This is a genomic window from Rhodocyclus gracilis, assembly GCF_009617575.1.
In the GTDB taxonomy this organism is placed as follows: Bacteria; Pseudomonadota; Gammaproteobacteria; order Burkholderiales; family Rhodocyclaceae; genus Rhodocyclus; species Rhodocyclus gracilis.
The window spans coordinates 39,534-61,225 of sequence record NZ_WIXJ01000004.1; the positions used below are offsets into that span (position 1 = coordinate 39,534).

22 protein-coding genes are annotated in these 21,692 nt (G+C 64.0%); 13 read left to right on the top strand and 9 right to left on the bottom strand.

Going from position 1 to position 21,692, the window contains the following annotated elements:
* Positions 1-60: 60 nt before the first annotated feature.
* Positions 61-1,509 carry a sigma-54-dependent transcriptional regulator gene (locus GHK24_RS07355; protein WP_153471411.1) on the bottom strand — a complete coding sequence of 483 codons (1,449 nt, stop codon included), beginning with the start codon at positions 1,507-1,509 and terminating at the stop codon, positions 61-63.
* Positions 1,506-2,702 (bottom strand): sensor histidine kinase, encoded by a 1,197-nt coding sequence (locus GHK24_RS07360; protein ID WP_153471414.1) that lies wholly within the window; start codon positions 2,700-2,702, stop codon positions 1,506-1,508. Before GHK24_RS07360 ends, GHK24_RS07355 begins: the two co-directional genes overlap by 4 nt.
* 103 nt (positions 2,703-2,805) lie before the next feature.
* Between GHK24_RS07360 and fliF the strand changes: the two genes are divergently transcribed.
* From fliF to fliR, 13 genes are all read left to right on the top strand, one after another.
* Complete coding sequence (gene fliF / locus GHK24_RS07365) at positions 2,806-4,557, top strand: flagellar basal-body MS-ring/collar protein FliF (RefSeq protein WP_153471417.1); 1,752 nt, start codon at positions 2,806-2,808, stop codon at positions 4,555-4,557.
* Entirely contained in the window at positions 4,547-5,545 is a 999-nt protein-coding gene (gene fliG, locus GHK24_RS07370; protein WP_153471420.1) for a flagellar motor switch protein FliG, read from the top strand. Before fliF ends, fliG begins: the two co-directional genes overlap by 11 nt.
* 6 nt (positions 5,546-5,551) lie before the next feature.
* A complete protein-coding gene (gene fliH, locus GHK24_RS07375) occupies positions 5,552-6,292 on the top strand; it encodes a flagellar assembly protein FliH (RefSeq protein ID WP_153471423.1) in 741 nt (246 codons plus the stop codon).
* A gap of 20 nt (positions 6,293-6,312) precedes the next feature.
* Positions 6,313-8,019: a flagellar protein export ATPase FliI gene (gene fliI / locus GHK24_RS07380; protein ID WP_228384601.1), complete on the top strand. Its 1,707-nt coding sequence runs from the start codon at positions 6,313-6,315 to the stop codon at positions 8,017-8,019.
* Positions 8,020-8,087: 68 nt separating this feature from the next.
* The gene (gene fliJ, locus GHK24_RS07385; RefSeq protein ID WP_153471425.1) at positions 8,088-8,531 is read left to right on the top strand and encodes a flagellar export protein FliJ; all 444 of its coding nucleotides are present in this window, start codon (positions 8,088-8,090) and stop codon (positions 8,529-8,531) included.
* A gap of 170 nt (positions 8,532-8,701) precedes the next feature.
* Positions 8,702-9,790 carry a flagellar hook-length control protein FliK gene (locus GHK24_RS07390; protein ID WP_194286397.1) on the top strand — a complete coding sequence of 363 codons (1,089 nt, stop codon included), beginning with the start codon at positions 8,702-8,704 and terminating at the stop codon, positions 9,788-9,790.
* 39 nt (positions 9,791-9,829) lie between these two features.
* Complete coding sequence (locus tag GHK24_RS07395; protein WP_153471431.1) at positions 9,830-10,363, top strand: flagellar basal body-associated FliL family protein; 534 nt, start codon at positions 9,830-9,832, stop codon at positions 10,361-10,363.
* A 9-nt stretch (positions 10,364-10,372) separates the two neighbouring features.
* Positions 10,373-11,374, top strand: coding sequence for a flagellar motor switch protein FliM (fliM, locus tag GHK24_RS07400; RefSeq protein WP_153471434.1), 1,002 nt, complete (start codon positions 10,373-10,375; stop codon positions 11,372-11,374).
* Positions 11,367-11,822 (top strand): flagellar motor switch protein FliN, encoded by a 456-nt coding sequence (gene fliN, locus GHK24_RS07405; protein WP_153471438.1) that lies wholly within the window; start codon positions 11,367-11,369, stop codon positions 11,820-11,822. The genes fliM and fliN overlap by 8 nt, the downstream gene beginning before the upstream one ends.
* A gap of 80 nt (positions 11,823-11,902) precedes the next feature.
* Entirely contained in the window at positions 11,903-12,349 is a 447-nt protein-coding gene (gene fliO, locus GHK24_RS07410) for a flagellar biosynthetic protein FliO (protein ID WP_209022600.1), read from the top strand.
* Positions 12,346-13,146, top strand: a complete 801-nt coding sequence (gene fliP / locus GHK24_RS07415) for a flagellar type III secretion system pore protein FliP (protein WP_153471441.1) — start codon at positions 12,346-12,348, stop codon at positions 13,144-13,146. The genes fliO and fliP overlap by 4 nt, the downstream gene beginning before the upstream one ends.
* Entirely contained in the window at positions 13,143-13,412 is a 270-nt protein-coding gene (gene fliQ / locus GHK24_RS07420; RefSeq protein ID WP_153471444.1) for a flagellar biosynthesis protein FliQ, read from the top strand. Before fliP ends, fliQ begins: the two co-directional genes overlap by 4 nt.
* A gap of 7 nt (positions 13,413-13,419) precedes the next feature.
* On the top strand, positions 13,420-14,205 hold the full coding sequence (gene fliR / locus GHK24_RS07425) for a flagellar biosynthetic protein FliR (RefSeq protein WP_153471447.1): 786 nt from the start codon (positions 13,420-13,422) through the stop codon (positions 14,203-14,205).
* Here fliR and GHK24_RS07430 read toward each other — a convergent pair.
* The 7 genes from GHK24_RS07430 to flgG are packed head-to-tail and all read right to left on the bottom strand — an operon-like array spanning position 14,181 to position 21,684.
* Positions 14,181-14,726 (bottom strand): hypothetical protein, encoded by a 546-nt coding sequence (locus GHK24_RS07430; protein ID WP_153471449.1) that lies wholly within the window; start codon positions 14,724-14,726, stop codon positions 14,181-14,183. The two genes, fliR and GHK24_RS07430, sit on opposite strands and share 25 nt — an antisense overlap.
* A gap of 8 nt (positions 14,727-14,734) precedes the next feature.
* Positions 14,735-15,976 carry a flagellar hook-associated protein FlgL gene (gene flgL, locus GHK24_RS07435; protein WP_153471452.1) on the bottom strand — a complete coding sequence of 414 codons (1,242 nt, stop codon included), beginning with the start codon at positions 15,974-15,976 and terminating at the stop codon, positions 14,735-14,737.
* Between the two features lie 11 nt (positions 15,977-15,987).
* The gene (flgK, locus tag GHK24_RS07440) at positions 15,988-18,018 is read right to left on the bottom strand and encodes a flagellar hook-associated protein FlgK (RefSeq protein WP_153471455.1); all 2,031 of its coding nucleotides are present in this window, start codon (positions 18,016-18,018) and stop codon (positions 15,988-15,990) included.
* A gap of 58 nt (positions 18,019-18,076) precedes the next feature.
* Positions 18,077-19,030 (bottom strand): flagellar assembly peptidoglycan hydrolase FlgJ, encoded by a 954-nt coding sequence (gene flgJ / locus GHK24_RS07445; protein WP_153471458.1) that lies wholly within the window; start codon positions 19,028-19,030, stop codon positions 18,077-18,079.
* 40 nt (positions 19,031-19,070) lie between these two features.
* Positions 19,071-20,204 (bottom strand): flagellar basal body P-ring protein FlgI, encoded by a 1,134-nt coding sequence (locus GHK24_RS07450; protein ID WP_153471461.1) that lies wholly within the window; start codon positions 20,202-20,204, stop codon positions 19,071-19,073.
* Between the two features lie 24 nt (positions 20,205-20,228).
* Positions 20,229-20,891 carry a flagellar basal body L-ring protein FlgH gene (locus GHK24_RS07455; RefSeq protein WP_153471464.1) on the bottom strand — a complete coding sequence of 221 codons (663 nt, stop codon included), beginning with the start codon at positions 20,889-20,891 and terminating at the stop codon, positions 20,229-20,231.
* Between the two features lie 10 nt (positions 20,892-20,901).
* On the bottom strand, positions 20,902-21,684 hold the full coding sequence (gene flgG, locus GHK24_RS07460; RefSeq protein ID WP_153471467.1) for a flagellar basal-body rod protein FlgG: 783 nt from the start codon (positions 21,682-21,684) through the stop codon (positions 20,902-20,904).
* Between the last annotated feature and the right edge of the window lie 8 nt (positions 21,685-21,692).

Below are 21,692 nucleotides of genomic sequence, written 5' to 3' on the forward strand. Positions count from 1 at the left end.
TGCATCTCCCTGCGCTGATGCCAAACCTGATGCAACAAGTGCGCCAGGCAAAAACCTCACTTAACCGTCAAAGAGCCCGGCTTCACGATACTGCTTGAGCTTGTGACGCAAGGTGCGTTCCGACATGCCCAGACGTTCGCCGGCGAGCCGGCGCGAACCGCCAACGGCGGCCAAGGTTTCCAGAATGTGCGTGCGCTCGCGCTCGCGCATGTTATCCGTTTTAACTGATGACGAGGCGGGCACTCCGCTCGCGGGCGCGGCGACTGCGCCCCCGATCTCTGCCGGCGCTTCCGGCGAAGGCGAGGCGGCCGGGGCAAACGCCGCCGACGCCGGCGGCATCACTCGCGGGGCCGGCGTCGCACCGACGGTGAGCGACACACCTGTCGACATCAACGCCAGCGTATCGGCGTCGACGACATCGCCAGCGCTGAGGATGAGTGCGCGCTGCATGACGTTCTCCAGCTCGCGCACATTGCCGGGCCACGGATGGGCCCGCAAGGCCGCTTCGGCCTGCGGACTCAGGCAAACGCCCGGACGACCGCTGCGACCGCCGTTCTCGGCGAGGAAGCGTCGCGCCAGAGGCACGATATCCTCCGGTCGCTGACGCAAAGCCGGAATCAGCAGGGGAAAAACGTTTAACCGATAAAAGAGGTCTTCACGGAAGGCACCACGCGCCACGGCGTCCGCCATATCGCGGTTGGACGTAGCGACGATGCGGATATTGAGACTCACCGGCCGCTTGCCGCCGACACGTTCGACTTCGCGTTCCTGCAATACGCGCAACAATTTGGCCTGCAAGCCGAGCGGCATTTCCGTGACTTCGTCGAGCAGCAGGGTTCCGTCCTGCGCCTGCTCGAACTTGCCGGCCTGCGCCGTCTGCGCCCCGGTAAACGCGCCCTTTTCGTAACCGAAGAGCGTCGCTTCCAGCAGACTGTCAGGGATCGCCGCGCAGTTGATGGCGACGAAGGGGCCGTCGCGACGAGCCGAGTGCTGATGGATGTAGCGCGCCACCACTTCCTTGCCGACACCGCTCTCGCCCGTCAGCAGGACCGTCGCATCGCTCTGCGCAACGCGTGCCGCCAAGGCGAAAAGATTGCGGCTGGCGCTGTCCTCGGCGATGACGCGCCCGTCATCGACCGCCTCCGGCAGACGGTAGCGCGCGACGTGTTCGAGCAGGGCTTTCGGCTCGAAGGGCTTGAGCAGGAAATCGCACGCCCCGGAGCGCATCGCCTCGACAGCGCGGTCCACATCGGCAAAGGCGGTCATCAGCACCACCGGCAGATGCGGAAAATGGCTGCGAATCTCCTTGAGCAGCGTGATGCCGTCCATCGGCATCATGCGCACATCGCTCACTACCAGCGACACCGGCTGCGCTGCCAGCAGCTGCAATGCCGACGCGCCACCATCGGCGGCAAGTACGCGCACGCCGGCGAGTTCGAGCGTGTCGCACACCGCTTCGCGCAGGTTGGCATCGTCTTCAACGACGAGAATCGGCAATCCGTGAGTCATGAGGCATCCACATCCGAGCCGGCCACTTCGCCGGCGGGCAAGTCCATCAGAAATTCCGAACCGGCGCCCAGGGCCGAACGCACGGACAGCGTTCCCGCATGCGCGCGCACGACACCTAGCGCAATGGCCAGGCCAAGCCCGGTTCCCTGTCCGCGCGTGGTAAAGAACGGCTCGAAAATGCGCGACTGCACTTCGGGAGCAATTCCCGGCCCGGTATCGCGCACCCCGACACGCAAACGGCGCTCGGCAACGCTCGCCGAGAGCGACACCTGCCCGCCTGGTTCACACACCTGCAAGGCGTTTTCCAGCAAATTCAGCAAGGCGCCGTCGAGCGCCTTGCGTCCGCCCATGATTATAGAGTCGCCGGTTTCGATCAGCACCGACAGCGTCACGCCCTTTTCCGCGCACAAGGGTTCCAGCGTCTGCGCCGCCTCGGCCAGCCACTGACTGGCGACGATGAGTTCGCGACCGATGCTTTCACCTCGGGCAAACAACAGAACGTCCTGAATCAGGCGCTCCAAACGGCGCAACTGAGCCGTCGCCTTGTCGGCAAAGCGCACGCGCGCCGCTTCAGCAAGCCCCGGCTGGCCGAGATTGGCGCTGTAGAGCAGCGCAGTCGCCAGTGGCGTGCGCAGCTGATGCGCCAGGGAGGCCGCCATCTCGCCCATCGCCGCCAGGCGCTGATTGCGCTCAAGATCGGTTTTCAGACGGTGCGCCACCGTCACGTCGTTGATCAGCAAAAGACGCCCGCCCGCTGAATCGAGAGCGCTTTCTGCAATCGCAACGCGCCGTGCCGCCAGCTGCCATTCGTCGGGCGCCTCGGTCGGCGCCAGGTGCGACTGCGCCAGCTGCGACCAATCGGCACCAGGCAGCGACTCACCGAGCATCGCCCCTGCCGCGGGATTGGCTTCCTCGACACAGCCAGCCGCGTCGAGAACGACCACCCCGGCGGGCAACGCCGCCAGCAACAGCGAGAGGCGTTCCGATAGCGCCTCCTTCTCCTGATACTGGCGCCGCAACTCGCCATTGGCGGTGGCGAGTTCTGCCGTCAAAGACTCCACCTTCGCCTGCAAGCCGGCATAGGCTTGCGCGAGTTCGAGCGACACCTGATTGAACACATCGAAGGCGCGTTGCAGTTCCTGCGCCTTGCCATCGGGCGCCGGGGTTGGCTGGTTTTGCGCCGCTTCGCTCATTCGTAGGAGAATCCTGTGCTTTAGCAGATACAATAGTAGAATAATTCTCAGCGTCTTTCGCTTCTCTCTTGATTAATCTCAGGGTTTTCTCTCAAACCGATCCATGGCAGCGACCACCGACAGCACTGCCGGCGACAACGCAAACCCCGGACAACTGAGCGTCCAGCTCGACCGCCTGCGTGAGGCGTTTGCCCGCCTGACCAACGCACAAAAGATCCTGCTGGCGGTGACGCTCGCTACCATCGTCGCGCTGCTGGTGACGACCGCGTTCTGGATGAAGAAGCCCGACTATCGGGTGCTTTTCTCCAATATTTCCGAGCGCGATGGCGGTGCCATCATTGCGGCGCTCGAGCAGCTCAACGTTCCCTACCGCTTCAACGAAGGTGGCAGCGCCATTCTCGTGCCCGGCGAAAAAGTGCATGAAGTGCGCTTGCGCCTGGCGACGCAAGGCCTGCCAAAGGGGGGCGGCGTCGGTTTCGAGCTGATGGAAAATCAGAAATTCGGCACCAGCCAGTTCGCCGAACAAGTCAATTACCAGCGGGCGCTCGAAGGCGAGCTCGGCAAGACCATCCAGTCGATTGCCGCCGTCCAGGCGGCGCGCGTGCATCTGGCGATTCCCAAGCCATCGGTTTTCGTCCGCGAAGAACAAAAACCCTCGGCATCGGTACTGCTCAATCTCTATCCGGGCCGGGCGCTTGAGCCGGCGCAGATTGCCGGCATCCAGAATCTGGTCGCGGCGAGCGTGCCGCAACTGGCACCCGCCAGCGTCACCCTGCTCGACCAGAGCGGCGCCATGATTTCGCAGCTGAAGAGCAAGCTACTCGAAGCCGGGCTTGATCCAACGCAGATCAAGTACGTGCAGGAAATCGAAGCGAGCGTCATCAAGCGCATCGAAGACATCCTTGCGCCCATCGTGGGCAAGGAAAACGCGCGCGTGCAGGTCGCCGCCGACATCGACTTTTCGCAATCCGAACAGACGGCAGAAACCAACCGGCCGAACACGACGCCGCCGGACATCACCATCCGCAGCCAGCAGACGAGCGAAACGGCGAGCGTCAATCCGACACCGCAAGGCGTACCGGGCGCTTTGACCAACCAGCCACCGGTTCCGGCGACCGCGCCGCTGACCGTGCCTGCCGTTCCCGGCGCGGGCGGTGCCGCCGCTACCGTGCCCCCCGGACAACAGGCGCCGGGGCAGGTCAACGCCGCTGGCGTGCAGGCACCGATCTATAACGCCGGACAGCCGATCTCGACACGCAAGGATGCGACCATCAACTACGAAGTTGACCGCACCATTCGCCACACCAAGCAATCGATCGGCGTCGTCAAACGCCTCTCCGCCGCCGTCGTGGTCAACAACCGCAAGGATGTCGGCAAGGACGGCAAGCCGACCACGCGGCCGCTGACCGATGCCGAACTGCGCCAGATCAACGACCTCGTGCGCGAAGCCATGGGCTACACGCAGGAACGCGGCGATTCGCTGTCGGTAGCGAACGCGCCCTTCACGCCGGTGGAAAAAGCCGACAACGACATTCCGCTATGGAAAGACCCGGAAGTGGTCTCGCTGGGCAAGGACGTGCTGACCTGGGTGGCAATCGCCGCGATCATCGCCTATCTGCTGCTCGGCGTTGTGCGCCCCCTCGTCAAGACGATGTTCCCGCCGCCCCCGCCGCCGGAGGACGAGCTGGGCAAGATCGACGGCATCGACATCATCGCCGGCGACGAGGAGCCGCTGGAACCGAGCGCGGCCGAAATGCTCCAAAAGAAGATCGACGAGGCGCGCGAGCTGGCACAGCGCGATCCGAAGGTCGTCGCCAACATCATCAAGGATTGGGCGGGCGTGAATGGCGGGTGATGAAGGAATTGAAAAGAGCGCGATCCTGCTGATCGCCCTCGGCGAGGACAATGCCGCCGAAGTACTCAAGCATCTGGCCCCGAAAGAGGTCCAGCGGCTCGGTCATGCCATGGCCGGCATGAAATCGGTGCCGCGTGCGCGTGTCGAAGCCGTCCTCGAAGAGTTCCACCGCATCGCGGGCGAAGCGTCCTCGGTGCACGTCGACACCGACGCCTACATCCGCTCGATCCTCACCAAAGCGCTCGGTGACGACAAGGCATCGAACCTCATTTCGCGTATTCTGCAAGGCGGCGACACCAACGGCATCGAAGGCCTGAAGTGGATGGACGCGCAAACCGTCGCCGACCTGATCCGCAACGAGCACCCGCAGATCATCGCGACGATTCTCGTGCACCTCGACCGCGATCAGGCGAGCGAAATCCTCAACCTCTTCACGGAACGCCTGCGCAACGACACCATCCTGCGCATCGCCACGCTGGAAGGCGTGCAGCCGGAAGCCCTGCGGGAGCTGAACGAGGTGATGCTGCGCCTGCTCTCCGGCTCGGCCAACATCAAGAAAGCGGCGATGGGTGGTGTACGCACCGTCGCCGAAATCCTCAACTTCATGGGGACCGCCAACGAAACGACGGTGGTCGACGCCGTCCGCGAATACGACCCGGACCTCGCGCAGAAAATCATCGACGAGATGTTCGTCTTCGAAAACCTGATGGACGTCGACGACCGCGGCATCCAGCTGCTGCTGCGCGAAATCCAGTCCGACTCGCTGATCCTCGCCATGAAGGGCGCCTCGGAAGAACTGCGCGAAAAAATCTTCAAAAACATGTCGCAGCGTGCCGCCGAAATGCTGCGCGAAGACCTCGAAGCGCGCGGCCCGGTTCGCCTCTCCGAAGTCGAAGCCGAGCAGAAGGAAATCCTCAAGATCGTCCGCCGCCTTGCCGACGAAGGCCAGATTGTTCTCGGCGGCAAGGGTGGCGAGGAAATGGTCTAAGCCGGCATGAGTGGCTTCACCCCTCGCGGAAAACTCACCGCCTACCAACGCTGGGAACTCGCCGACTTCGACGCCCCCGAGCCCGGCACGGAACCCGCGCCTCCCCTCCCCGACGCCGCCCCGGCGGGCGACGACCCCACCGGCGACCCCGCGCAGGACGGCGAACTCGTCAGTGACTCCGGGCTACAACTGCCGACGGCTGAAGAGATCGAGCGCCTGCACGCCGAGGCACAGGAAAGCGGTTACGCAGCCGGCCATGCCGCTGGCCTCGCGGCCGGGCGCGAGGAAGGCTACGCAGCCGGCATCGCCGAGGGTCGCGAACACTCCGCGCGTCTGGCATCCGCCTTGTCCACATTGAAGGAAGCGCTGGCGGCGACCGAGGAAAACCTCGCCGCCCCGCTGCTCACACTGGCCGTCGATCTGGCCGGCGAGGTGCTGCGCCAGAGTCTGCGCATCCAGCCTGAACTGCTCCTGCCGGTGGTTCGCGAAGCCATGGCGACGCTGCCAACGCATAACGGCAAGCCGGTACTCTTCCTGAATCCAGCCGACAGTGTGCTGGTGCGCGAACACCTTGCCGACACGCTCGAACACGGCGGCTGGCGGCTAATGGAAGACGCGACGATCGAAGCGGGCGGCTGCCGCGTCGAAATCGGCGCCAGCGAAGTCGACGCCACCCTGCAAAAGCGCTGGCGCCGCGTCATCGAGTCGATCGGCGGCAGCGGCGACTGGTTGGCGCCGCCGCGCTGAGAATTCGCGGATTCGCGGCCATGACCGACTCCTCTCCGCCCCTGGGCGACGCGCGCGTCGACGACTCTCCGACGTCCGCTCCGACGTCCGCTCCGACGTCCGCTCCCGCGACCGAACTCGCGAGCGAACTGACGCCTGAAATCGCCCCCGAACTTACCAGCGATACGCACGAGGAAATCTCGATCTCCGCGAACGAGACAGAAACATTACCGACCGACGCCCCAGAGTCGCTCGGTGCCCCGACACACCCAAACAGCGACAGCACAACGCCCCCGGCAGAAGCGCCGGACACCGCGCCGTCAGTGGAACGCGACGCTCCGGCGAGCAATGCGCATATCGACAAACTGCGCGACTACCTCGCGCAATGCGGCGAGGCGGCCCGTCAGTCAGCGCCCTTGCTCGCCAGCGGACATCTCACCCGCATCAACGGGCTTGTCATGGAAGCGGCGGGCCTGAAGCTGCCGCTGGGCAGCTCGTGCCGGATCGTCCCGGCCACCGGCGCGGCCGTTGAGGCCGAGATCGTCGGCTTCAACGGCGAAAAGCTCTTCCTCATGCCGGCCGAAGACGTCTATGGTCTCTCACCCGGCGCCCGCGTCGTCCCACTGGAACCGCCGCCGCTCCTGCCGCGAGTGGGTCATGCGCGCAACTTCCGCCGCCGTGCCATCGATCGGGCAAAGATGCTGCCGGTCGGCAATGCCCTGCTCGGACGCGTGGTGGATGGCGCCGGCCGGCCACTCGACCAACTCGGACCACTGCACGTCGACACCTTCCATCCGCTGCAAAGCCGCCCCATCAATCCGATGATGCGGGCGACGATCACGCAGGTGCTCGATGTCGGCGTCCGCGCCATCAATGGCCTGCTGACGGTGGGGCGCGGACAGCGCATGGGGCTTTTCGCCGGCTCCGGCGTCGGCAAGAGCGTCCTGCTCGGCATGATGGCGCGCTACACCTCGGCAGACGTCATCGTCGTCGGCCTGATCGGCGAACGTGGCCGCGAAGTGAAGGAGTTCATCGAGCAGAACCTCGGCGAAGAGGGGCGGCGCCGAGCCGTCGTTGTCGCCGCCCCGGCTGACGTCAGCCCGCTGATGCGCCTGCAGGGCGCCGCTTACGCGACGGCGATTGCCGAGCACTTCCGCGATCAGGGGTTGCAAGTCCTGCTCATCATGGATTCGCTCACCCGTTACGCCATGGCGCAACGCGAAATCGCCCTCGCCATCGGCGAGCCGCCGGTGACTCGCGGCTATCCGCCGTCGGTGTTCGCGCGGCTGCCGCAACTCGTCGAACGCGCCGGCAACGGCCTTGACGGTGGCGGCTCGATCACCGCCTTCTACACCGTCCTCGCCGAAGGCGACGACCAGCAGGATCCGATCGCCGACTCGGCGCGCGCCATTCTCGACGGACACATCGTCCTCTCACGACTGCTCGCCGACGCCGGCCACTACCCGGCAATTGACATCGAACAGTCGATTTCGCGGGCGATGGTCAACCTGATCGAGCCGGCGCATTTCGAACGAATCCGCCGTTTCAAGCAGCTCTACTCGCGCTTTCAGCGCTCGCGCGACCTGATCAGCGTCGGCGCCTATGTCGCCGGCTCGGACATGCTGCTCGACCAGGCCATCGCCTTCCAGCCCAAACTGGAACGCTACCTGCAACAAAACCTCAGCCAACGCTGCGATTTCGCCGAGAGCGCCGCCGATCTGTCCGCGCTTTTCGACGGCAACGCATAACATCGGCGCGCGGCGCAGACGACAGCTACTATGGGGATTCACCGTAGGCAAACCGAACAGGCGGGTCCATGACACGTCCCTTTTCCCTGCAACCCGTTCTTGAGCTGATGCAGACGCGCACGGACGAAGCGACGCGCCGTCTCGGCCAGCTGATCGCCAACGAAAGCGACGCCCGCAACAAGCTCGCGCTGCTGCAACAGTATCGCGACGACTACGCGGCGCGCTTTCAGCAAGCGGCAGGCAACGGCCTGAGCCCGGCAGCCTGGGCGAATTTTCAGGATTTCATCGGCCGTATCGACGAAGCCATCAGTCAACAAGGCATCGCCCTCGGCGTACAGCAGCAGCGCACCGCCGCCGGCCAGGCCCACTATCGCGAGCAACGCGCCAAACTCAAGGCGCTCGATACCCTCTCGCAACGCCACCGCGCCAGCGAGTCAATCATCGAAGGGCGGCGCGAACAAAAACTGCTCGACGAATTCGCCGCCCGCACCAGGGACCGCGCCAGCGATTAGCAGGCAGCGCATCCCGTGCCGCCTCCCGTGCACACGGCAGCACTCTCCTGCGCTCCATCGTGCCGCCTCCCGGGCGCTGAAAAGCGCTCCTGATGCACGTTCATGCAAGAGCTTGTCACCGCTGGAACAAGGCTTGCTTAGTAGGCAGCAATGCCACTTCGGGACCTATCATGAGCATTACTGTCCTCAGCGCCGCCAACCTCAGCACGCCGGTCGTTGCCGGTGCCACCGCCAGCGATGGCGCCGCCGTCGACCTCGCGGCCAACGGCGATGGCGGCAGCTTCGCCGCCCTGCTCACGCAACTGGGGAGCGGTGCCGGTCTCGGCGCCAGCATCGCCGCCTTGACCGGAAACGTCAGCAGCGGCGGCGACGCCAAAAAGACGGATAAGAGCGACGATCCTCAGGATTTGAGCGCCAGAGACGTCACCGACAACAGTCAGCTTCTGGCGACGCTCGGCCTCGTGACGCCAGACGTCGTCAAGACGAACGCCAACGCGCCGACGCTGAACGCGGGCACCTCAAACGCCAAAGGCGGGCTTACCGATAGCACGACGAGCGCCCTGGGCGCCGCCTTGAAGGATGACAAGACGCCGGCAACGGGCGCCAATGGACGCGACGGCAGTGCCCTCGCCGGACTTGCCGCGTCGGCCGATAACGGAAAAGGCAGCGATGCCGAAGCGGCAAAACTTGCCGCCTCCGTGCTCGACAAGCCGCTGGGCGAACCGCTCGCCAGCAAGACCGCCGGCAACGAAACGCAGGGCCTGACGAATGTCGCCGCCAACCACGGCGCGACGCACCAGAACGCCGTCACCAACGACACCACGACGACCGTCGCCACGCCCCTGCGCGAACGCGCCTGGGGGAATGATTTTGCGCAGAAAATCGTCTGGCTCGCGGGCAATGACAAACAAAGCGCACAACTGACCCTCAACCCGCCGCAAATGGGGCCGATAGAGGTATCGTTAAACTTGAGTAAAGATGGCGCAACCGCCGTTTTCGTCTCGCCGCACGCAGAAGTCCGCGACGCCATCGAAAACGCCCTGCCCAAACTGCGCGAAATGCTGGCAGGCGCCGGCATCGAACTCGGACAGGCCAACGTCAGCAGCGAATCGTTCCAGAAGCAGAATCCGCAAGAGCAGGCCGCAAGCACGACAACCCGGTGGTCTGACGATAAAGCTATACTTGCGTCCGATTCACTCGCCCCGGTCCGGCGCACTGCAACGACCAGCGGGAGCGGGCTGGTCGACACATTTGCCTGAGCATTGAACGCGCATCACAGATCATTGGAGACTCGCTGAATGGCGACAAAGGAAGACAAATCCGCCGACGGCGCCGCAGCGCCCAAGAAGAGCAAGAAGCTGCTGATCATCATTATCGCGGTTGTTGTCCTCTTGGTGGCAGGCGGCGCGGGCGCCTTCTTCGTTCTGCACAAGAGCGGAGACGAAGGCGACGATGAAGTTGCGACCGAAGACGCCAAGCCCGTCAAGAAGAAAAAAGCCGGTAAAGAAACGCCGCCGGTTTTTGTGCCGTTTGAGGCATTTACCGTCAATCTCGTCCCCGAACAGGGCGATCAGTACCTGCAACTGATCATCTCGGTCGACACCCCCGACGAACAGACGGCCGAAGAGGTGAAAGCGCAGACGCCGAAGTTGCGCAACAAGGTCATGCTGCTGCTTTCCGACAAGAAGGCCTCCGAAATCCTGCCCAAGGAGGGCAAGGAAAAGCTCGCCGTCGAGATTCGCGATCAGATGAATCTGGTGCTGGATCCCTCCGCCAAGCCCGGCTATGGGCCGGTGAGAGAAGTGCTGTTTACGTCGTTCATCGTTCAGTAAACACGCGTCATGTCCTCCGAATTTCTCTCCCAGGACGAGGTAGACGCCCTGCTCAAGGGCGTCACCGGAGAAACGGACGAGGCTGATGCCGCAACAGAGCAGGGTAGCGGCGCACGTACCTACAACCTCGGCACGCAGGAACGCATCGTCCGCGGCCGCATGCCGACGCTGGAGTTGATCAACGAGCGCTTCGCGCGTTACCTGCGCATCGGTCTGTTCAACTACATGCATCGCAATGCCGAGGTATCGGTCGGCCCGATCCGCGTGCAGAAGTACAGCGAGTTCATCCGCAATCTCGTCGTCCCGACCAATCTCAATCTCGTCGTCGCCAAACCACTGCGCGGCACGAGCCTGTTCGTGTTCGACCCGAATCTCGTCTTTCTCGTCGTCGACAACATGTTTGGCGGCGACGGACGTTTCCACACGCGGGTGGAAGGGCGCGACTTCACACCGACCGAGCAACGCATCATCCAGGGCCTGCTGGGCGTGGTCTTCCACGAATACGAGCGCTCCTGGAAACCGGTTTACGACATCAGCTTCGAGTACATCCGTTCGGAGATGAACTCGCAGTTTGCCAATATCGCCACCCCTTCCGAAATTGTTGTCTCGACCACCTTTACCCTCGAATTCAGTGGCGCGACGGCAGAAATGCACATCTGCTTCCCCTACTCGATGATCGAGCCCATCCGCGACCTGCTGTACAGCGCGATGCAAAGCGATCAGCTATCGACTGACCGCCGCTGGGTCGTCATGCTGCGCCGCCAGCTCAAGGACGCCGAGGTCGACCTGTCGGCCAGCCTGACCCAAAAAACGGTCACGCTGCGAGAAATCCTGAATATGAAGGCCGGCGACATCATTCCGGTGACGATCCCGGAGAAGATCATCGGCGAAGTCGATGGCGTCGCCCTGATGGAATGCCGCTATGGTCAGCAAGGGGGGCAATACGCCTTGAAGGTGGAACGTTTCATCGCCGCCGAGCCAGAGCCGCCGCACGGAGAAAGTCATGCCTGAAAATAACGAAAACATCCCCACCGACGCTGCCTCCCCCGACGAGCAAGCGGCCGCCAGCGCCGCAGCGACTGCGGCCGAAGACGACTGGGCCGCCGCCATGGCCGAACAGGCGTCGACCGAGGCAACGGCGAGCGCGGCACAGATTTTCCCGGCCTTTGGCGAGCCGGTCGGCAAGGGCTCGATGATGGGCGAACTCGACATGATTCTGGACATCCCCGTCCAGCTCACCGTCGAGCTTGGCCGCACAAAGATCACCATCCGCAACCTCCTCCAGCTCGCGCACGGCTCGGTCGTCGAACTCGACGCACTGGCCGGCGAGCCGATGAACGTGCTGGTCAACGGCACCTTGATCGCACAAGGCGAAGTCGTCGTCGTCAATGACAAGTTCGGCATTCGCCTGACGGACATCATCACGCCCTCGGAACGCATGCGCAAACTCGGTCGCTGAGGTTTCCGCGCCCCCCGCCTTCCATTAAGATAACGGCCGTGGCGCGCGTCCGGCGTGCTGCCTCAACCACGGCCGATACTTTGCGCTCCCTTACTCGTTTCGCTGCTTTCGCCCCCGCGCTGTGCGGTGTCCTGCTGACCCGGCCCGCGCTCGCCGACCCGGCGACTGCCGCGAATGCCGTTGCAGCCGCTTCCCCCGGCGTTCCCACCCTTGCCATCGTGCAGACCATCCTCGGTCTGGCCGTCGTCATCGCCCTGCTGTTTCTCGTCGCCTATGTCCTGCGCCGGTTCAACGGCGGCCGGGGAATCGGCGGCAACGGCCCGGTGCGCCTTGTCGGCGGAATGATGCTCGGCACCCGCGAGCGCGTTGTCGTGCTTGAAGTCGCCGACACCTGGATCGTCGTCGGCATGGCGCCGGGACAGATGCGTACGCTGCACACCCTGCCGCGCGGCGAACTCCCCGCCGACGCCAACTCCTCCACCGATTTCGCCAGCCGCCTCGCCCAGATGATCGGTCGCAAGCCATGAACTCCTTCGCCGTCCCGATCCCCCGCTGCCGTCAGTCCCTTGTCTCGCAGCACCTGCCACGCGCGCTCGCCCTGAGCGCACTGCTGCTGCCTCTGGCGGCAGCGGCCGCACCGGCAGCGGGTGGTCTGCCGGCCTTCACCAGCACCCCGGCGCCCGGCGGCGGACAGAACTACACGCTGACCATCCAGACGCTGCTGACGCTGACGGCGCTGACCTTCATTCCCGCAGCGCTGCTGATGATGACGAGCTTCACCCGCATCATCATCGTCCTCTCGCTGCTGCGTCAGGCCATCGGCACGCAGACGGCGCCGCCGAATCAGGTACTGGTCGGACTCTCGCTGTTCCTGACCTTTTTCGTCATGTCGCCGGTACTGGACAAGGTCTATACAGACGCCTACCAGCCGCTCTCGGAAAACCAGATCACCTTCAACCAGGCACTGGATCGTGCGGCAGTACCGGTGCGTGGCTTCATGCTCAAGCAGACGCGTGAAAACGACATCGGCCTCTTCGCCAACATGGCGAACATGCCGAAGTTCGAAAAGCCGGACGACGTACCCATGCGCGTGCTGATCCCGGCTTTTGTCACCAGCGAATTGAAGACCGCCTTTCAGATCGGCTTCCTGATCTTCATCCCCTTCCTCGTCATCGACATGGTGGTCGCCAGCGTGCTGATGTCGATGGGGATGATGATGATGTCGCCGGTCATGGTCGCCCTGCCGTTCAAGCTGATGCTCTTTGTCCTCGTCGACGGCTGGCATCTGGTGCTCGGCTCCCTCGTGCAGAGCTTCAACCAATGACGCCCGAAATCGTCATGGACATCGGCCGCCAGGCGATTCAGGTGGCGCTCGTCGTCTCGGCGCCGCTGCTGCTGGCGGCACTCGTCGTTGGTCTGATCGTCAGCGTTTTTCAGGCGGCGACGCAGATCAACGAAGCAACGCTGTCGTTCATTCCGAAACTGGTCGCGACATTCGTCACACTCATCTTCGCCGGGCCGTGGATGATCGAGATGGTGGTCGACTACATGCGACGACTCTTCGAGAGCATTCCGCAAATCATCGGCTGAGGGCGCGATGATCAGTTTCACCACTGCCGAACTGAACGCCTGGATCGTCGCGTTTTTCTTCCCGTTGGCGCGCGTTCTGGCGCTCATGGCGGCGGCGCCACCCTTCAACAACAAGGCGCTGACGCGTCGGGTGCGTATCGTACTGGCGATTGCCATCACGCTCGCCATCGCGCCGGCATTGCCGAAGATTCCTCCCATCGATCCGGCCTCAGGCACCGGCTTGTGGATTCTTGCCGAGCAACTGCTCATCGGCTACGCCATGGGTTTCGCCTTGCGCGTCACCTTCGCTGCTGTCGACATGGCGGGCAACCTGATCAGCATGCAGATGGGTCTGGGCTTCGCCACTTCGTTCGACCCGCAAAGCGCAGGACAAACGCCCGTCCTCTCCGAGTTCCTCAGTCTGCTGGCGATACTCGTCTTCATGTCGATCAACGGCCATCTGCTCGTGCTGGCGACGCTGACGCAGAGCTTCACCGTGCTGCCCATCGCGCAAGCCCTGCCCGGCGTCGGCTCGTGGCTGAACATCGCCAACTCGGGGATGGTCGTCTTCAGTAGCGGCCTGATGCTGGCGCTGCCGATCATCGTCGCCCTGCTCATCACCAACATCGCCCTCGGCGTGCTGACGCGCGCCGCGCCGCAGCTGAACCTATTTGCCGTGGGCTTTCCGATCACCCTGTCGCTGGGCTTCGGCATGCTGATTATCGGCCTCTCCTACATGGCCGGCCCGCTGCAAGCGCTGTTCGAATTCGGGATGCGCTCGATGCTGGGCTACTTCGTACCGGCCGGCGCCTGAAGAGGCACCGGTACGGCCACCGCCGCCGGGACAAGGGCGGGTGTCGACGGCGCTTCGTAGCCCACCAGCTGGATGATTCCCTCGGCGGTGCGGTGCGTAAACGGCGTACTCGACTCGATGCCTTCCGCGTAGTCGAGGATACGGTAGCCCGAATACGCCTTCTCGCGCTGCAACAGCTGCGCGCGGCGACGGAAAATCTGCGCTGCCTCGCCATCGCCGCCAATGCGGAAACTCTTCGCGCGCAGGGAGAGCACGTAGTTCTGCGCATCGAGCGCCTGCTCGCGAATCGTCCAGTTCGGCGCCAGCGGATCGTAGACGACGTAGACGATGCCGGCGACCGCCGCCGCATTCGCCACCTGCTCGAAGGTAAGTGCAGTGCTCGGCGTCACCTGCACCTGAGCATTGGGCAGCAGCGGCGTGCTGCGCGGATAGGTGCCGCTGATCGTGCTGCAGGCACCGAGAGCGACGACGCAGATCGCTGCCGCAAGCGAGTGGCGGATGGCGACAGGAAAAGCCCTCATGTGCCGCATCACAGGTAGTTGAACAAGCTCAGTCCGCTGATCTGGACGTAGGATTTTTGCGCCGCCTGCAGCTGGATCTGCTGCTGGGTGAACAAGGAAATCGCCGACACCTGATCGAGCCCAACCAGATCGTTCAGGCGCTTGGTGTAGTTCAGATTGACGTCGGTGCCGAGATCGGTCAGCGATTGCAGTTCGGAGCGACGGGAACCGACCGTCGCTTGCACGCGGCCAAGGTTGCTCAAGGCCTGGTCGAGATTGACGAGGCTGCCGCTCAGGCCGATCTGCAACTGCGCACCAGCCGCCGTGTTGCCGGCGATCGGCGTATTGACCGTGTTGATCAAGGACTGCACGGTGGCGAACAGCGACTGGCTGGTACTGGGCGTGACCGAAAACGTATCGCCCACCGTCGGCGTGCCCTTGATCGAGAAGTTGATGCCGGGAATCTGGGTGATCGCGGCACCCGCCGTGAAATTGAGGCCCGCCGTCACCGTCGACGCGCCCGTCGCCGGGTCGGTATCCGTCAGCGAGTAGGTCGATACGGGCGGACTGACCGCCGAATTCACGGAGGTGACACTCAGGCTGTAGCTGTGCCCCGTCCACGCCGCCGGGTTGAGCACGCTGCCGGCGTCGATGACGCCCGTTCCCGTATTCGAAGCGCCGCCGCCAGTGACGAAGGTGCCGTTGCCATTGCGAATGCGGGCGAAAACGTCGAGCCCCGAATCGCTGATCGAGATGTCGCGCGACGCACCGACCTGCAACTGACGCTGACCGTCGTCACCGACGTACTGCACGGTGCCGCTGGCGGTCGTCACAAACGGCTGGGTCGAGCCCTGGTAGCCGGAGAAGAGATACAGTCCCTGCGCGTCGGCACTGTTGGCCAAGCCCTTCAGCTGTTCGAGCTGCTGCTGCAAATCGGTGGCGATACTCGCCCGCTGCTTGTCGGAATACGAGGCATTGCCAGCGTCGACGGCGCGTTCGCGAATGTACTGCACGAGATCGACCAGACTGCTCAGGCGGTCTTCTTCCAGCGCCAGACGGTTACCGGCGTCGCCCTGGTTTTCGAGATACTGCTGATTGACCGACTGCGATTGCGTCGTGATCAGTTCCTGCGCCGAGGCCACCGGATCGTCGGACGGCGTCAGCACGCGCCGGTTGGCGTCGAGCTGATTCTGCGTGTTGTACAGCGCCGACTGAATGCGCTGCATGCCGGCGACGCCGGCATCGAAGATCTGACTGCTACTGATCCGCATGACCGTCTCCGTCAGTTGGTGATGGACAGCAAGGTATCAAACAGCTTGCTGCCGATATCCAGTGCCTTCGCCGAGGCCTGATAGGCTTGCTGATAACGCAACAGATTCGCCGCCTCTTCGTCCGTATTGACGCCAGAGAACGAATCGCGCGCCGCCTGCGACTGTTCCAGCAGCGTCTGCTGCGCCGCCGCCGTCACCTTGATTTCCTGCGCCTTGTTGCCGATGTTACTGACCATCTGCGAGTACGCCGCCTGATACGTCGCTGTCGCTCCGGTCATCGTGTTCTGCGTTTGCAGGTTGCCGAGAAGCTTGACGTTGCGGTTGTCGGCGACACCGTTGGTATTTCGGGAAATATTGAAAGTGTCGCCCGACGCCGGCTGGCCGCTGATCTGGAAGCTCATGCCGCTGAAGCTGATCGTCGTCCCGCTGGTGTATGGGACGGTATCGGTAGCCGAGGCGATGGGGTAGTTGGTCGTCGTGTTGCCGTTGGTAATCGTCACGGTGCCGTTGGGGAAACCGCTCAGATTGCCGGAGTTGTAGGTCAGCGTTGCGGGCAAGGAAGCAGCCGAATAGCCACTGCTGACGAAGCTGTTCGACATCGTTGCCGAACCCGCATTGGTCGCCGTCGCCAGCGTACGGATCGGCGCCGCGACGTTGAGCAAGCGCGTATCGGCGACCACCGCCTGGTTGAGCGAAATGTTGGTCGCGGCGTCGTGGGTCGGCTGAATCAGATAGCTGGCGCCGACATCGCTCGCGGCGAAGGTGACCGCATTGAGAGTGAAACCCTGCGGATCGCTCGACAGCGCGCTGTTGATGGCGGTGACGTCGGCACCGGTCCACGCCTTGTTATCGGTCAGGCGCGTCAGCGTCAGACCGGAGCTGCCGACGGTCAGCCGATAATCGCTGTTGGTGAGGTTGGTGTAGAAGTTGCCGGCAACGCCCGTCGTCGTACTGGTATTCGAGGCGGGCGAGAGCGTGGCGGTGACGTTGGGGCTGGTCGACGGATTGAGCGCATTGGCGACGACTTTCGGCGACGACACGGCAAACAGCGTGCTCTGAAAGGTCGGGTCGCCGTTGATGTTGCCTTGCAGATTCTGGCCGAGCGCGAATTGCGCGTTGAAGGTCTGCGTCAGCGACGCAGCAACGCGGCCCAGGTCGTTGGCGGCAGGGTCGAGCGACTGGCTGCGGAAGGTGAGGTAGCCGGAGAGGGAGCCACCGGTGAGCAGGGATTCCGGCAACTCGATGGCGCCCGCGTTCGTCGCGATACCGACGGCGATGCGCGACGGATCGGCTTTCGACGCGGCGGCCGTCAGGGTCGACGCCTGATTGCCGATCACCAGTTGCTGGCCGTTACCGATGAGGACGGTCATCGAGCCATCGGAGTCGGTGGCGGTCGTCACCTTGATCAGCTTGTTGACCTCGCTGACGAGTTGATCGCGCTGGTCAAGGAGGTCGTTCGGCGGCTGCGATACCGACGATTGCGCGACGAGAATCCGCTGATTGACGGCGGCGATCTGCTGCGCGTACGAGTTGATCGAGGCGACGGTGTTGGAGATGTTGGTGTTGACGCCCTGGTACAACTCGTTCAGCCGGCCACTGATCGTCTGGAAGCGACCGACCAGCGTTTGCGCCGCCGAAATCATCGACTGGCGCGACGAGACGAGCGTCGGGTCGCTGGCGACCGACTGCACACCGGTGAAGAAGCTCTGCAAGGCCGGCGACAGGCCCGCCGTTTTATCGGCGAGCATGTTGTCGATTTCACTGATCTGCGACTGATAGGCGTTGAGCTGACTGACGTTGGTCTGCGCATTGGAGACCTGCTGCGAGAGGAAGCCGTCGTACAGGCGCTCGATGGTCGTCACTTGCACGCCCTGGCCGATGAAGCCGGAGCCCGTCGCCAGCGGAATGGCGTTGGCCTGAATCACGCGCTGCCGGTTGTAGCCGTCGGTCTTGGCATTGGTAATGTTGTGCTCGGTCGTCATCAGGCCGATCTGGGCGGCCTGCATGCCGGAAATACCGATGCTGAAAATTCCTGTGCTCATGATTGCCCTCTGCTATCTGAGTCAATAACGGCCAAGCGGCCGCGATATTGAGGTAGTCCTAACCGCTGACGCCCTGACGAAGCGTCGGGCTGTTGATAACGCGGGCGAGCTTGTCGCCATACTGCGGATCGGTGGCGTAGCCGGACGCCTGCAAGGCCGAGGCAAAGCGCGCCCCGTCCTGCTGCCCGAGCACACCGGCAAAGCGGGCGCTGCCGCGCAAGAGATTGGCGTAGTCCTGGAAGGCCTCGGCGTAGGAGCCATAGACGCGGAATTTCTCGCGCGTCGTTTCGGCGACGCCGTTGACGTACTCGGTCGTCGGCACATCGGCCGTGGCGCCCTGCCAGCTACGGCCGGCCTTGACGCCAAAGAGGTTGTAGCTGGGCGAACCGTCGGCAGCGCGGATCTCGCTCTTGCCCCAGGCGCTTTCGAGCGCCGCGTGGGCGACGACGAACTGCGCCGGCACGCCCACGGCATCGGCGGCGGCCTTGGCGTACGGCCAGACGCGGCGCGCGAATTCGCGGCTGTCGTTGCTGCCGCCGGCAGCACTGGCGGCGCCATCCGTACCGAGCGCCGCACCGGCGACAGTGGCAGCACTGGCCGCGGCCTTCGCCGCCTGGCGCGACAGCAGCGCCTGCTGCAAGGATTCCAGCGAAGAGTCGAGCGAGGCGGCGCCGGGCGTCTCGCTCGTCGGCAACGTCGCCGCATTCATGCCGCGCCCCAACTGCTGTTCGATGAGGCGCGCAAAGCCGAGCTTGCCGTTGGCGGAAAGGTTTTGCGCCAGCTGCTGGTCGAGGATCGACGTGTAAAAGCGCGACTGGTCGCTATCGAAGAGTCCGTCCTGCGGCGTCGCGTCGCGCATGCTCTTGAGCATCATCTGCAGGAGCATGCCCTCGAACTGCTGCGCCGCTTCCTTGAGGCCCGCCTGTGGATTCTGCTTGAGCTTGGCGCGCAGGTCCGCCGCCGCCTGCACGTCGAGGACGAAGCGCTGCGAGTCGAGATCGCCGGATTTCATGATCGCGGCGCCTCGGTGGCGAGCAGCGGGCGGCGGGCCATCAGATGACCTCCAGCTCGGCACGCAGGGCGCCGGCGGCCTTCATCGCCTGCAAAATCGCGAGGAGATCCTGCGGGTTGGCGCCGAGCGCGTTCAGCGCCTTGACGATGTCGGCGAGATTGACGCCCGCCTTGACGTTCATCAGGGCGCCGCCATCCTGCTTGATCTGGATATCGGCCTGATTGGTCGTCGTCGTCTGACCTTGCGAGAGCGCATTCGGCTGGCTGACCGACTGCTCGTTGTTGACCACCACCGAGAGGTTGCCGTGCGCGACGGCGCAGGCATCGATGGTGACCGTCTGATTCATCACCACCGAGCCGGTACGCGGATTGACGATGACGCGGGCGGCGAGCTTCATCGGCTTGACGTCGAGGTTTTCAATGCGGCCCATGAAGGCGACGCGTGCCGCCGGGCTTTCCGGCGCCAGCACGCGCACGACACGGCCATCGATCGCCTGCGCCGTGCCCGGTCCCATTTCGCGATTGATCGCCTCGACCACGCGCTGCGCCGTGCCAAAGTCGGTATCGCTCATTTCGTAGTGCACATACGGACCCTGCCCAAGCGGCGTCGGCACCGCGCGTTCGACGGTCGCGCCACCGGCAATGCGTCCGGCCGACAGGTGATTCACCGTCACTTTGCTGGCCCCGGACGAGGCGCCCGCGCCACCGACGAGAATATTGCCCTGCGCCATGGCGTAGATCTGGCCGTCGGCGCCTTTCAGTGGCGTCATCAGGAGCGTGCCGCCGCGCAGGCTTTTGGCGTTACCGAGGGATGAGACAGTGACGTCGATCTGCTGGCCCGGTTTGGCGAAGGCCGGCAAGCTCGCCGTCACCATGGCGGCGGCGACGTTCTTGAGCTGCAGGGCCTGCCCCGCCGGCATGGTGATGCCAAGCTGGGCGAGCATGTTGACGATGCTCTGCGTGGTAAAGGGGGTCTGCGTCGTCTGGTCGCCGCTACCATCGAGACCGGCAACGAGACCGTAGCCGATCAGCTGGTTGCTGCGTACGCCCTCGACCGAGGCGAGGTCCTTGATACGCTCGGCGAACACCGGCGCGCTTGCCACAGGCAAGGCGAGGATGGCAATTATTGCCGCCCGACCCCAGAATTTTCCGCTACGAACCGCCAGACCAGCCATTTTGAGCACCCGTTCATTGCCAGATCAGAACGGTAGAACATTAAGGAAGAATCGTGCCAGCCAGCCCATCACCTGCGCCTCGCTGATCACGCCGCGCTGTTTGTACTCGATGCGGGCGTCGGCGACCTGCGACGAGCTTATGTCGTTGGCAGCGCTCAGGAAGAGCGGATTGATGACGCCGGAGAGGCGGATGTACTCCTGCCCTTCGCCGATGGACACCTGCTTTTCGCCGGAGACGAGCAGATTTCCGTTCGGCAGGACTTCGATCACCGTCACCGTGATGGCGCCGGAGAAGACGTTCGTCGCCGCCGCGTCGCCCTTGCCCGCCAAGGTGTTGCTGTCGCTGGCCGTGACCTGCAGGCCCTGGAAGCTCTTGCCGGGAACGCCGACAATCGGCCCGGCCGAGGCCGCGAGGTTGGTCGCACGCGAGGCGTTGGTGTTCGACTTGGTCGACGCCGCCGTGTTTTCGACGATGTTGATCGTCAGGGTGTCGCCGACGTAGCGCGCGTGCCGATCTTCGAACAGCGGACGCACGGCACTCGCCTGGAAGATGCCGCCATTGGCCGTATAGATTTCGCCGCGCGAAACCGGGCGCGCCGTCATCGGCTGATGGATGTTGGTCGGCGGCACCGTCGTGCACGCGGCAAGCGTCAGTGTCGCCAGCAGGAGTCCCGTCCGCTTGATCATGCTCGCTCCTTTACAGTTGCGTCAGCCGCGCCAGCATCGCGTCGGAGGTCGACACCACTTTTGAGTTGAGTTCGTAGGCGCGCTGCGTCTGGATCATCGTCACCAGCTCTTCGGCGACGTTTACGTTCGACGCCTCGACGTAGCGCTGATTGAGTACGCCCGCACCGTTGGTTCCGGGGGTATTCGGCGCCGGCGTGCCGCTCGAAGCCGTTTCCAGAAAGAGGTTTTCGCCGACGCTTTGCAGGCCGCCGACGTTGATGAAGGTCGCCAGTTGCAGCGAACCGACCTGTACCGCCGCCGACGAGCCGGGCTGCGTGATGGTGACGACGCCGTCCTTGCCGATGGTGACACTCAGGGCGTTCGACGGAATCGTGATGGTGGGCTGCACCGGATAGCCGTTGGCCGTCACCATCTGCCCCTGGTTATCGCGCTGGAACGAGCCGTCGCGCGTATAGCCGGTGGTGCCGTCGGGTAGCAGGATCTGGAAGAAACCGGCGCCGTCGATGGCGACGTCAAGGTCATTACCGGTCTGCTGCGGCGCGCCCTGCGTGTGAATCCGCGCCGTCGACACGGGCCGCACACCGGTACCCAGTTGCAGCCCGGAAGGAATCTGTGTCTGCTGCGACGATTGCGCGCCAGGCTGACGGATCGTCTGATAAAGCAGGTCTTCGAAGACGCCGCGCGCACGCTTGAAACCGTTGGTGCTGACGTTCGCCAGGTTGTTGGCGATAACGTCCATCTGCGTCTGTTGCGCGTCGAGCCCGGTACGGGCGATCCAGAGCGAACGGATCATGGTTGGAT

Bases quoted from the DNA above. Each gene is read 5' to 3' on its own strand.
- GHK24_RS07355 (WP_153471411.1), bottom strand. From the start codon at position 1,509: ATGACTCACGGATTGCCGATTCTCGTCGTTGAAGACGATGCCAACCTG.
- GHK24_RS07360 (WP_153471414.1), bottom strand. From the start codon at position 2,702: ATGAGCGAAGCGGCGCAAAACCAGCCAACCCCGGCGCCCGATGGCAAG.
- fliF (WP_153471417.1), top strand. From the start codon at position 2,806: ATGGCAGCGACCACCGACAGCACTGCCGGCGACAACGCAAACCCCGGA.
- fliG (WP_153471420.1), top strand. From the start codon at position 4,547: ATGGCGGGTGATGAAGGAATTGAAAAGAGCGCGATCCTGCTGATCGCC.
- fliH (WP_153471423.1), top strand. From the start codon at position 5,552: ATGAGTGGCTTCACCCCTCGCGGAAAACTCACCGCCTACCAACGCTGG.
- fliI (WP_228384601.1), top strand. From the start codon at position 6,313: ATGACCGACTCCTCTCCGCCCCTGGGCGACGCGCGCGTCGACGACTCT.
- fliJ (WP_153471425.1), top strand. From the start codon at position 8,088: ATGACACGTCCCTTTTCCCTGCAACCCGTTCTTGAGCTGATGCAGACG.
- GHK24_RS07390 (WP_194286397.1), top strand. From the start codon at position 8,702: ATGAGCATTACTGTCCTCAGCGCCGCCAACCTCAGCACGCCGGTCGTT.
- GHK24_RS07395 (WP_153471431.1), top strand. From the start codon at position 9,830: ATGGCGACAAAGGAAGACAAATCCGCCGACGGCGCCGCAGCGCCCAAG.
- fliM (WP_153471434.1), top strand. From the start codon at position 10,373: ATGTCCTCCGAATTTCTCTCCCAGGACGAGGTAGACGCCCTGCTCAAG.
- fliN (WP_153471438.1), top strand. From the start codon at position 11,367: ATGCCTGAAAATAACGAAAACATCCCCACCGACGCTGCCTCCCCCGAC.
- fliP (WP_153471441.1), top strand. From the start codon at position 12,346: ATGAACTCCTTCGCCGTCCCGATCCCCCGCTGCCGTCAGTCCCTTGTC.
- fliQ (WP_153471444.1), top strand. From the start codon at position 13,143: ATGACGCCCGAAATCGTCATGGACATCGGCCGCCAGGCGATTCAGGTG.
- fliR (WP_153471447.1), top strand. From the start codon at position 13,420: ATGATCAGTTTCACCACTGCCGAACTGAACGCCTGGATCGTCGCGTTT.
- GHK24_RS07430 (WP_153471449.1), bottom strand. From the start codon at position 14,726: ATGAGGGCTTTTCCTGTCGCCATCCGCCACTCGCTTGCGGCAGCGATC.
- flgL (WP_153471452.1), bottom strand. From the start codon at position 15,976: ATGCGGATCAGTAGCAGTCAGATCTTCGATGCCGGCGTCGCCGGCATG.
- flgK (WP_153471455.1), bottom strand. From the start codon at position 18,018: ATGAGCACAGGAATTTTCAGCATCGGTATTTCCGGCATGCAGGCCGCC.
- flgJ (WP_153471458.1), bottom strand. From the start codon at position 19,030: ATGAAATCCGGCGATCTCGACTCGCAGCGCTTCGTCCTCGACGTGCAG.
- GHK24_RS07450 (WP_153471461.1), bottom strand. From the start codon at position 20,204: ATGGCTGGTCTGGCGGTTCGTAGCGGAAAATTCTGGGGTCGGGCGGCA.
- GHK24_RS07455 (WP_153471464.1), bottom strand. From the start codon at position 20,891: ATGATCAAGCGGACGGGACTCCTGCTGGCGACACTGACGCTTGCCGCG.
- flgG (WP_153471467.1), bottom strand. From the start codon at position 21,684: ATGATCCGTTCGCTCTGGATCGCCCGTACCGGGCTCGACGCGCAACAG.